Here is an 11,549-nt window from a genome sequence, read left to right as displayed (position 1 = left end):
TGGCGACTTGTGTCACTATGTAATCAAGCGTCAAGCAATTAAAAAATTTAATAAAACGCAATAAAAAATAACAATTTAATTAAAGATAACAATTTAATATTTCAATGCCATTTAGAAAGGTTTATGGTATGGGTAACACGAAACCCGAGGAAGGCGCGTACAAAGAAAACGACGCGACCGAAACATTCTCTGGTAAGGCTCAGCGCGAAGCACAAAATGGTGCGTCTAAAGCAAACGCAACAGACGCAGGCCACGTAAGTTCAACGAGTGCAGCTTACGGCGCGAGCACGGACGCTTCACTGAACGATGCTGAAAAATCGTCGCAACCTGCCGCACGACGTAAGCTTGGCAAAGCTTGGATGTTCAGTTTAGCCATTATTACTATCGCGGTGGTTAGTGCAATTTTTGCAACGTTTACCGGCGGCCCGCGTCAATCTACTCCAAACGCAGCAAACACCGTGTCGCACAAAACCGTCACAATCGGACTCAAACTTGCTCCTACGAACCTCGATATTCGCAACCAGTCCGGTTCCTCACTCGACCAGCTGCTTATCGGCAACGTATACGAAGGCTTGGTTGCGCGAAATGCAAAAAACCAAGTTTCTCCATCTCTCGCAAAAAGCTGGGAAGTTAGCAAAAACGGCTTGCGTTACACGTTCCATTTGCGTAAGAATGCCGCGTTTTCTAACGGTCACAAACTGACGGCAAAGGACGCAGCGTGGTCGTTTAATGAGCTTGTTTCTAAGCAGTATCGCGGCTCGAATATGGTTGGCAAAGTTGAGTCGGCAAAAGCGAAGGACGATTATACTTTCGAGATTACGCTTAAGGAACCTAACGCTAAGCTGTTGTGGGCTTTGTGCAGCCGTTCCGGTTTAGTGTTCGACAGAAACGCTAGTTATGATGCTAAAACGCAGGCGGTTGGTTCCGGTCCGTACTTAATTGACAAGTTCGTGCCGAACGATCGCGTTGTTTTGAAGGCAAATCCGCGCTATAAGGGTATTCATCCTGCTAAAACCAGCAAAATTGTTGTGCGCTACTTTGTGGACGACAACGCTGCTGTTGACGCGCTTTCTTCGGGGGCTGTGCAAGCGTTAGCGCCTATTTCCGGGCAGCTTGCTAAGCCGTTTAAGGATGATACTAAGCGTTACGTTGTGCGAGCTGGGAACGGCACCGATAAATTTGTGCTTGCAATGAACATGAAGGGTGAGCGCACTAAGGATAAGCGTGTGCGTGAGGCGATTCGTTACGCGATTGATCACAAGCAGATTATTGCGTCTCGAGGAGGCACGGATGTGGCACTTGGCGGCCCAATTCCATCTCTCGACCCGGGTTATGAGGATTTGACGAAATTGTATCCGCATGATTTGCGTCGTGCGAAGGCGCTTATGAAAGAAGCCGGCTTCGACGAATCTCACCCATTGCAACTTTCGCTTACTTATCCGAATATTTACGGCACGCAACTTGGTGATCAATTGCGCTCGCAGCTTAAGCCAGCCGGTATTGATTTGAAAGTGAATGTGGTTGAGTTTACTACTTGGCTGCAGGATGTGTATAAGAATAAGCAGTACGATTTGTCGATGGTCGATCACAATGAAAGCCACGATTTTGGCCAGTGGGCGGATCCTACTTACTACTACGGTTACGACAATAAGCAGGTGCAAGATTTGTACGCTAAGGCAATGCTTAGTGCGTCCGAGAGCGATTCTGCTAAATTGCTTGCTGAGGCTGCACGCATTATTAGCAAGGACGCGCCGGCTGATTGGCTGTTTAATTATCGCGTGGTGACTGCGAAAGTGAAGGCTCTCGAGGGTATGCCGTTCGACATGAATCAGGAGCTTTTGCCGCTTTACAATCTGCGCCTTAGCTAATGTTGGATTTGCTAGTCGCAATCTAGAGACACTGGCGCAGCGCGTAATCTGCGCGAGTGTCTCAAAATCAGCAAAATGGGACACTAACGCAGCGAGTAATCTGCGTGCGTGTCCCAAAATCAGCAAAATGGGACACTAACGCAGCGAGTAATCTGCACTAGTGTCTGAATTTGTATACTTGCGCTGTGCTTGCGCCGTACTTGCGCTGTGCTTGCGCTGCACTTGGACTGTAAGCCCATAAAAAGGAGGCGATTTATGTTTCGCATGATATGCCAACGGTTGCTGCTGTTTATTGCAGCCCTGTTTTGCATTTCTGCGGCCGTTTTTCTTGCGCTTCGCGTGCTTCCGGGCGACGTCGCGCAAGTTATGGCTGGTCTTAATTCCCCTCATGGCAAAGTTGAGCAGCTGCGGGCTGAGCTTGGCTTAAATAAGCCGCTTTTTACGCAATATACCGATTGGCTTTTCGGAGTTTTGCGAGGCGATTTCGGCGTATCTATGCTTACCGGTAGGTCCGTAGCAAGCATGATTGCAGCTCGCGCGACTATTACGTTTCCGCTGATTTTGCTAGGCCTCGCTTTTGCGCTTATTCTTGGCATTCCGCTTGGTTGCTGGCAGGTTACGCACGAGGGTAAGGTGCCGCAAGCTGTAGCTCGTTTTACGGCGCTCGCCGCTGGTTCCGTGCCGGCTCTGTGGGGCGGTATGCTGCTGATTTTGCTATTTGGGCGCGGTATTGGCGTTATTAGTTTGCTTCCTACTCAGGGTTTTCCGACTGATGGTTGGAGTGAATGTGGTGAGGCGCTTCTTTCACTACTGTTGCCGGCGCTTACGGTTGGCATAATCGTCGGTTCTAGCTTTATGCGTTATACTGCTGCCACTCTTGAGCATATTTCGCGCAGTGAGATTGCTTACCAGGCTATGGCTTGCGGCATGACTCGTAGGCAGGTTATGTGGCGTGTTGGTTTGCGTTTGGCGCTTCCTCAACTTGTGTCTGTTATCGGTTTAACTTTTGCTCACATGGTTATGGGCGTGATGGTTATTGAGAACCTGTTTTCGTTACCTGGCATGGGTATGGGTATGGTGCGTGACGTTGGTTTGCGTGATTTGATTGCGGTTCAGGGGGAGCTGTTCATGCTTGCTGCGCTGTTTTTGTTTGTTGGGTTGTTGGTTGATATAGTGCATCGTGCGTTGGATCCGCGTTTGTCGCAGCAGGTATATGACTGAATGTTGTCGTCTCGTGTGTTGGTAGAAGTTGGCAAATGTTGGTAAGAAGGTGACTTATATGCGTCATTTGTTGCGTTTGTTGCGAAGTGTGTGGCACGCTGCTTTTGGGAAATTTGTGTGCGCTGTGCTTGCGTTGTGGATTGCTATTGCTGCAATTTCGCTATTGTGGACGCCTTATCCACTTCTGAAAACAAACGGGTACGAGGTATGGCAGAAGCCGTCGTGGAAGCACTGGCTTGGCACGGATGGTACTGGTTCGGATATGCTCAGTTGGCTCATGGCTGGTTCTCGCGTTGAGCTGTTGCTGGTACTGTGTACGGTGCTGATTGCATCTGCTATTGGTGCTTGCTTATTAAGCGTGATGATTGCGCGTTCGCAATTCGTGAGTGCGATAAGTGTTATGGCGGTAGATGCGCTAATTTCTATTCCTACGGTGCTGATTGCTCTTATGCTGGCTGTGCCGCTTGGTGCGAGTGTGGTTGTGATTATGCTTGCGTGCGGGGTTGGCTACGGGCTTAATTTGGCGCGTATTGTGCGCCCAAGTGCGCAACTAGTGTTGCAATCCGATTACGTAACTTTTGCAATTTCGCAAGGTTCGAGAAGAAGTTATGTGCTTTTTCGTCACGTATTTCCTAATATTATGCCGATTGCGATGGTGCAACTTTCGCTTTCTGCGGGAACGGTAATTTTAGCGGAAAGTGGTTTAACGTACTTGGGTGTAGGTGTGCCTTCGGGAGTACCGAGTTGGGGGCGTGTGTTGGCGACGTCGGTGACGCTTATTCACGTCAATCCTTTGGCTGTGGTTTGGCCTGGACTCATAGTAACGGTGGTGGTTGTTGCGCTCAATCTTTTTGGAGATGTGATACGTGAAGTTACCAACCCGTCGCTAGGAAAACAAGTAAAGTAGGCAGGATATGAGTTTAGATATACGAAATTTGTCGTTAAGCCTTGGTGATACTCGTATTCTTAACAACGTGTCGTTGAGTGTTGCGGACGGTGAGCGCGTTGGTTTGGTGGGGTCTTCTGGTTCTGGAAAATCCATGCTACTTCGTGCCGCTACGGGTTTGTTGCCGTCGTCTGCTCATATTACTGGTTCGTGTAAGCTTGGCGAAACGCAGACGGTTGGTGCTTCGGATGATTTGTTGGCGCGCCTTCGCGGTAAATACGTGGGAGTGGTATTTCAGCAGGCAAATCGTGCGCTTAATCCTATGTTGAGTGTTGAAGAGCAGATTTCACTGCCGTTGCGTTTGCATTATCAGCTCGATTCGCAAGACATCCATCGTCGTGTGTGTCTTATGCTTGAAAAGGTTGGGTTGGCGAGCAAACTTGCGTCTCAGCGTACTTTTGAACTTTCGGGTGGCCAGCAGCAGCGAGTTGGTATTGCGACGGCATTAATTACGTCTCCTCGGCTTATTCTCGCAGATGAGCCTACTACAGCACTCGACTCCGTAACTCAACGCGATGTGGTAGATATGTTGACTTCGCTTGTTGACGATATGGGTGCGTCTATGCTGTTCGTAACGCACGATTTTTCAGTGTTATCTCGCGCAGCTCAACGTTGCTATGTGCTTGATTCGGGTCGATTGGTCGATAGTGCGGATGTGCAAGATTTGTTGAAAAATCCGCAAGTTGCCTCAACAAAGCAACTTGTTGAAGCTGCTAGAAAGCTTACGTTGCGCGTAACACAATGCGATACGTTTGGTAGCGAAAAACGTTACGAAAATAGTAACGAAAATAGTAACGAAAATAACGAAATCTTACTTTCTGCAAAAAATATTCACGTAACACTTGGTCACGAAAGAAATCGTACCGAAATACTCAAAGGTGTAGATTTAAGCCTACGAGTTGGCGAATCGTTAGCAATTATAGGCGGTTCCGGAAGCGGCAAAACAACACTTATTCGCGCAATCTTAGGTCTTCAAAAGATTAGCGAAGGAAGCGTTAGTTACGACGGGAAAATAGTAAATTCTGCTGAATCTTCTGCTGATTTTTCTGCAAAATCTTCTGCAAAATCTTCTGCAAATATTCGAAAAGAAACCGCTATAGTTTTTCAACACCCATTTGCTGCACTCGACCCGCGTTGGACCGTACGCTCAAGCGTTGCAGAACCGCTTAATATTTGGAAAAAATCGCTTCAATTAGACGACGCAACTATTAATAAGCGAGTTGACGACGTGCTAAAACTAGTTGGCTTAAATCCAAATGATTTTGCGGAAAAATACCCTCACGAACTTTCTGGCGGCCAAGCGCAATGTGTTGCAATTGCTCGCGCGCTTATAAACAATCCGCGCGTTTTAGTTGCAGACGAGCCAATGAGCGCAATTGACGTTGCTGAGCGCACTCGTATTCTCGACGCTTTTGCTGCTATTCGAAAAGATCGCCCAAAAATGTCCTGCATTTTCGTAAGCCACGATTTAGGAATGATTCAGCATTTAGCAGAGCGAGTTATTGTTCTTAAAGAAGGGAAAATTGTTGAATCTGGAAGCGTAGCCGACGTACTTAACAATCCGCAGCACGACTACACTAAAGATCTTGTAAAAGCGTCAATGCTCTAAACCAATGCTCTAAACTCAATCTTCCCAACTTATTTGACGCGTACCGTCTAATATAGAGAGTGAAAACGTAATAGGAACGCAACAGTAAGTGAGGGATAGATTATGAGTGAGTGTGCAGTTTCGCATCCGCGTCCGGAAAGTTTTGAACTTGATCATACAAAAGTAAAGGCACCTTACGTGCGTTATATTGATACGCAACACGGCCCTCACGGAGATGTAATTTCAAATTACGATATCCGCTTGACGCAACCAAACGAAGAAGCGATACCAACCGCCGCATTGCATACGATTGAACATACTCTTGCGGTGCTGCTTCGCGAGCGAATTGATGGTTATATTGACTGCTCGCCATTTGGTTGCCGAACCGGATTCCACTTACTTACGTGGGGTGAACACAGTACTGAAGATGTTGCTCGCGCTTTGAAGGAGTCGCTTGAGTTTATTGCATTTAAGGCGACTTGGGATGATGTTCCTGCAACCACTATAGAATCTTGCGGAAATTACCGAGATCATAGCTTATTTGGTGCTCAGCAGTGGTGTAAAGATATTCTTGCGAAAGGAATTAGTTCAGATCCTTTTGAACGTAAGATTGTGTGAAGTAATCTTGGTATAGAGGCTAGCATGAAAGATATAGCATTAAGAAAAGCGACGTTAGGTGACGTGCGCAATATTGAACATATTTACGAAAATGCTCGCAAATTTATGCGCACTACGGGCAATCCGCACCAGTGGGGCAATAGTTTTCCGTTAATGTCAAGTGTTGTTGAAGACATTCGTTTGCGGCGGTTCAACTTAATTGTTGACATCGACCCGGATAGTGGCGAAGAACGTATTCTAGCGCAGTTTGCTGTATGCGAGGGGCTTGACGAAGTATACGCACATATCGACGGAGCGTGGCTTGACGACGTGTTGCCGTACGTTACTATTCACAGGCTTGCGTCCTCCGGAATTCGTCCAAAAATGGCGACGGAATGCTTGCAATGGACCAAGCAGCACTACAATAACGTGCGTATCGACACTCATCCAGACAATCTTATTATGCAAAAAGTGATTACTCGCGCCGGTTTTAGCCGATGTGGACTGGTTGTTATTCCTGACCGAGCGCATAGTGCGACGCGTATTGCTTACCAATGGATGCGCTCTTGTAATCATGTGATGCAATAAATAGACGGTACCAAACGTACGTGTACTGCTTCTACTATTTACCGCTATTTACCGCAAATTTACAGCTATTTACTACTATCCACTATTTACTACTATCCACTACTATAAAATTACGTAATAAGTAAAGCGTAATAACGAGCACAAGTAACAGGTGAGTGATGAATACAAACGATATTGCAACAATGTTGGCGGAAAACTATGCTCGCGCTTTACGGCTATACCCAGGGCAGGTAATTGTCGATTTGCGTGCACTTCGCGACAATATGCGCATGCTGGTTTTGCGAGTTGGGCAAGATGTGGAACCGGGGCAACACGCTCCAGAAGTAATGGGAGTAGTAAAAGCAGACGCCTACGGACATGGATTATTGCCGTGTGCTTTGGCTGCTTTAGCAGGCGGTGCAACATGGCTCGGCACAGCGCAACCATACGAAGCGTTACGTTTGCGCAAAGCTGGCATCAGTGAGAGTCGTTGCCATATTCTTACGTGGCTTACCAGCGCACCAACCACGCCTTTTGCTGATCTTATCGACAACAATATCGACATTTCTGTCGGCTCCCTTGACTCTCTTGATGCAGTGGCTTCGGCTGCGCGAGTCTTACATAAACCGGCGCGCGTGCACGTAAAAGTAGACACCGGTTTCGGGCGAAACGGCTTCACTCCAGCAGGCTTTAATAATGCGCTTGCCAAACTCAGCAGCTACGCGCACGAAGGCGTTATAACAGTTGTTGGGCAATGGAGCCATCTGGCCGTGGCAGACTCGCCAGATGTGCCAGAATTTGTGGACGCAACCGATCGACAAATTCAGCAATTCCACGAGTTTACGCACAGAATGTGTGAGGCTGGAGTAGCGCCGCAAATCCGTCATTTAGCCAATACTGCTGCAACTCTCAATCGTCCGGAAATCCGTTTTGAACTTGTGCGTCCGGGCATTGGTTTGTACGGATATGAGCCAGACCCTTCAATGGGGACGTCGCAAACGTACGGATTAACTCCAGCAATGACACTTCAAGCCCAACTCGGCACAGTAAAATCAGTGGAAGCGGGGCACGGAATTTCCTACGGACGCACTTACTTAACCCCGGACAACACCAGCACTGCCATTGTGCCACTCGGCTACGCGGACGGCATTGTACGTTCCGCTTCCGGATTCGATATGCAAGGAACACGACATGTCGATAAGCCGGGAGGCCCTGTGCGCGTTGAAACAACGCAAGGTGCGCGCATACTGAATGTGTCGGGGCGCGTGTGCATGGACCAGTTCATCGTAGATTTAAAGGGGAATGCGGAAGAACTTGGTGTGCATGAAGGCGATACGGTAACGCTTTTTGGACCTGGGCGAGGAGTGGATTACGCCGAACCGACAGCGGACGATTGGGCTGAGGCTGCCGGCACAATAAGCTACGAAATAATGACTGGTATTGGCCCTCGCGTTCCGCGATTGTATCGCAACGCTTACGAAGTGTTGGACGATTGCGATATTGCAAAACTTGACGCTCAAAGCTTGATATGAAATAAAGCTTGATTTGAAATAAAGCTTGATTTGAAATAAAGCCTGATATGAAATAAAGCTTGATTTGAAATATGAAAGAGGTTTGCGATGTGCGACGAAGTGATTGCTTCAGATAACGAAGTCGTAGGCGAATACGATTTGCATGACACTGAACGCTGGGCTAGTGAACCTCATCACACTCGCGCTCGCACGCCTTTTGAACGAGACCGTGCGCGCATTATTCACTCGTCGGCATTGCGTCGTCTCGGGGCTAAAAGTCAAGTGTTTGTGGCGGGATCGGACGATTTTGCTCGCACGCGGCTTACTCATACGTTGGAAGTGGCGCAAATTGGTAGGCAAATTGCTGCGATGCTAGGTTGCGATCCGGACGTGGTTGACTGCGCCTGCCTTTCGCACGACTTAGGGCATCCTCCTTTTGGACACAATGGTGAGCGCGCGCTCGCTGCAATTGCGGAGGATATTGGCGGTTTTGAAGGCAACGCGCAAACGCTTCGTTTACTTACGCGCTTGGAACCGAAAGTTTTCCGCGAAAACGGCCGCAGTGCCGGAGTGAATCTTACGCGTGCAGCACTTGATGCTGCCGTAAAGTACCCGTGGGGATTAGAAGAAGCTCAAGCTCACGACAAGGGAGAGCGAGACTTAAAATTCTGTGTCTACCCGGACGATTGTGAGGTTTTTGAGTGGTTAAAACGTGGCGCTCCGCACGAAACAAAACCAATGGAATGTCAAATAATGGATCTTTCTGACGATATTGCTTACAGCGTGCACGATGTTGAAGATGCGATTGTGACGGGCGCTTTCGACCCTGCTTTGGTGGCGGATGCTAACATAGTGGATCAGGTTATTGACGAAATGCACGCATGGTATGGGAATCAGTGGGATGCTGACAAGCTTTTGGCAGCTTTGGGTCGTTTGCGTTCTCTTAACATGTTCCCTGATTCTTTCGATGGTTCCAGGCGAGCGTTGGCGCAGCTTAAGAATATTACGAGTGCGCTGATTGGACGTTTCGCAAGATCTGTCGAGCATGCCACTCGCGCTTGCTACGGTGACGGTCCTCTGGTTCGTTACCGTGCGAATGTTGTGATTCCAGAAGATACTTCGTATGAGATTGTAATGCTAAAAAGTTTGGCAGTGCATTTTGTGATTGAGCCTAGAGAACACGAGTTTTATAGGCGTGAGCAGAAGATTCTGACGGATTTGGTGGAAGTGTTTATGAGTAAGTCGCCGCGTGCGCACGATGCTATGGAGGCAGTGTTTATGGGCGATTGGAACGAGTGCAGTAACGATAATGAGCGTTTGCGTGTGGCGATTGATCAGGTGGCAAGTCTTACGGATGGATCAGCTGCTGCGCTTCATGCGGCTCTTTGCTAGGCGCCGTATGCTGAGTTAGCTTTTGCTTTTGTTAAGCCAAAATTCTTAGGGGGAGGGGGTTTCGGCGTGTCCTGTTATAAATGGCTTAATAATGCCGAAAATTGGTAATTAGATCCTACTTTAATCTGAAAATTTTTCTGTAAAATCGCAAGAAAAGAATAATTATTTCTGCTCCTTTGTATATTTTTTCTATTTTATTGACTGCTGTATACGGGTATATGGTATATTTTTAGTACTTGATAGTTTTACTTAATTCTCACTCAGGTTTTACTAACAAGCGCGGCTCATCGCCGTAAAACAGAAATGCTAATGCAATATTTCTTCGTGTAGATTGCATGGAGAAAGGGATTTAAGGAACAATATGAATACCAAGTTTACGAAAACTGTTGCCGCCACCGGTCTGACTGTTTCAGCTTTTGTAGCTGTATGTGGTTTTACCAATACTGCGTATGCTGACGATCACAGCGTCGCCAACAACGCTCATGTTGCTCAGAGTTCTAGCTCTTTTAACGATTATTTTAAAGCCAATAAAGACTATGTGGAGGCTTTGGACCCATCTAAGAATAAGAGCGAAGAAGAACTTAAAAATCTTAAGGAATTGGCTCATAAGGCTACTATTAAACGCAACAGCGAAACAAAATTCGCTGAATCTCTCAAGAAAAACGATGCCTACGTAAAGGCCTTGAAAAATGGTGAGAGTGCAGAAAAGCTTAAAGAATTAAAGGAAGCGGCTGTTGCTGCATCCAAGTCTCATGTGGAGGCTGTTAAGCAAGCTGCTGCAAACGGAGTTGGTAAAGTTGGTTCTGTGAATCCTTCAGGTCCAAACGATGAAACAGATTTCAACGATGATAGCGCCATAGAATCTGTTGCTAGAACTGGAATATCTTTTGAAGAATTCAAAAGCCAATTTATCACCGGTAAAGGTAAAGATGGTGCAGATAAAAAGATCTCAGCAAAGCAGATTGCAAAGTACAACGACGCTCTAAAGACGTTGCGCAAACCTCAAGAAGACGTTTATAACAAAAATATTAACGCAGCTGAAATGATTAGGGATAACAAGGTTCCTTCTACTGAAGGCGAAAAGGAAGCTGCTCTCAAATTCCTTGCAGTTAAAAATGGATTCGGCGATAAGACTTTCTTGCAATTAACGCTTGCTGATACAAAAACTGCTGAAACTGCCGATAAAGAGTTCAATGCTAAGTTGTCTCAGACTGTTAAGAATGCCATCGCTAATTATGGTAAACCAGTTCCTTCTGCTCCTGTTCCTTCTGTTCCTTCCGCTCCGGCTCCAGCACCTGCGGCTCCTGAAGTAAAGGCGCCTGCAGCACCAGAAGCAAAGGCACCTGAAAACGCGGCGCCAGAAGAAAATGCACCTGCAGCGCCTGAGGCTAATGCACCTGAAAATGCAGCACCAGAAGCTAAGACCCCTGAAGTTCCTGCAACTCCAGAAGCTCCAGCGGCCGAATCTCCAGCAGAAGTAGAACCAGAAGTGCCGGAAATTTCGGAAGTACCGGAAATTTCGGAAGCTGAAGAAGATGAGGATTGGTGGACTGAATTAGTTAAGTATGTTGACACGCCAGAATTCCATGAACTCATTGGCACTATCGAATCCGACTTCGCTGCCGATTCTAAGTCTTCCGATTCTAAGTCTGCCGATTCAGCTGATTTCGATTTCGATTTCGAGGATTTGGACTTAGATGAGTTGAATTCCTCCCTTGAGTCGTTACTTGATGCTGATTTTGACGCGTTGCTTGCAGAGTAACATCGAGCGGTTCCGCCCGCTTGTCATCTTCAGTTAATAATTTCAATACAACTTCATATGTGCTTTCTCCTTGGCCTTGCGCGCTTGCTTTTGCTTG

At 47.2% G+C, this 11,549-nt stretch carries 9 protein-coding genes; all 9 read left to right on the top strand.

Annotation, left to right across the window (positions count from 1 at the left end; all coding sequences use genetic code 11):
• Positions 1–128 precede the first annotated feature (128 nt).
• The 9 genes from HXT56_RS03780 to HXT56_RS03740 all read left to right on the top strand — a co-directional run bounded on the left by HXT56_RS03780 (position 129) and on the right by HXT56_RS03740 (position 11,452).
• Positions 129–1,868: an ABC transporter substrate-binding protein gene (locus HXT56_RS03780; protein WP_421777760.1), complete on the top strand. Its 1,740-nt coding sequence runs from the start codon at positions 129–131 to the stop codon at positions 1,866–1,868.
• A gap of 255 nt (positions 1,869–2,123) precedes the next feature.
• Complete coding sequence (locus HXT56_RS03775; RefSeq protein ID WP_421777759.1) at positions 2,124–3,089, top strand: ABC transporter permease; 966 nt, start codon at positions 2,124–2,126, stop codon at positions 3,087–3,089.
• 58 nt (positions 3,090–3,147) lie between these two features.
• Positions 3,148–3,996 carry an ABC transporter permease gene (locus HXT56_RS03770; RefSeq protein WP_421777758.1) on the top strand — a complete coding sequence of 283 codons (849 nt, stop codon included), beginning with the start codon at positions 3,148–3,150 and terminating at the stop codon, positions 3,994–3,996.
• 7 nt (positions 3,997–4,003) lie between these two features.
• Positions 4,004–5,644 carry an ABC transporter ATP-binding protein gene (locus HXT56_RS03765; protein ID WP_421777757.1) on the top strand — a complete coding sequence of 547 codons (1,641 nt, stop codon included), beginning with the start codon at positions 4,004–4,006 and terminating at the stop codon, positions 5,642–5,644.
• A gap of 102 nt (positions 5,645–5,746) precedes the next feature.
• Positions 5,747–6,241 carry an S-ribosylhomocysteine lyase gene (locus tag HXT56_RS03760; RefSeq protein WP_421777756.1) on the top strand — a complete coding sequence of 165 codons (495 nt, stop codon included), beginning with the start codon at positions 5,747–5,749 and terminating at the stop codon, positions 6,239–6,241.
• A 24-nt stretch (positions 6,242–6,265) separates the two neighbouring features.
• Positions 6,266–6,808 (top strand): N-acetyltransferase, encoded by a 543-nt coding sequence (locus HXT56_RS03755; RefSeq protein ID WP_119487228.1) that lies wholly within the window; start codon positions 6,266–6,268, stop codon positions 6,806–6,808.
• 158 nt (positions 6,809–6,966) lie between these two features.
• Positions 6,967–8,319 carry an alanine racemase gene (alr, locus tag HXT56_RS03750; protein WP_421777755.1) on the top strand — a complete coding sequence of 451 codons (1,353 nt, stop codon included), beginning with the start codon at positions 6,967–6,969 and terminating at the stop codon, positions 8,317–8,319.
• An 87-nt stretch (positions 8,320–8,406) separates the two neighbouring features.
• The gene (locus tag HXT56_RS03745; protein ID WP_421777754.1) at positions 8,407–9,690 is read left to right on the top strand and encodes a deoxyguanosinetriphosphate triphosphohydrolase; all 1,284 of its coding nucleotides are present in this window, start codon (positions 8,407–8,409) and stop codon (positions 9,688–9,690) included.
• Positions 9,691–10,051: 361 nt separating this feature from the next.
• Positions 10,052–11,452 carry a hypothetical protein gene (locus HXT56_RS03740; RefSeq protein WP_421777753.1) on the top strand — a complete coding sequence of 467 codons (1,401 nt, stop codon included), beginning with the start codon at positions 10,052–10,054 and terminating at the stop codon, positions 11,450–11,452.
• The last annotated feature ends 97 nt before the right edge of the window (positions 11,453–11,549 follow it).

Origin of the sequence: Gardnerella nova (assembly GCF_049244055.1) — a bacterium.
Lineage (GTDB): Bacteria > Actinomycetota > Actinomycetes > Actinomycetales > Bifidobacteriaceae > Bifidobacterium > Bifidobacterium vaginale_H.
Note: the sequence above shows the minus strand (reverse complement) of the source record. Positions and strands in the feature narration are given on the sequence as shown.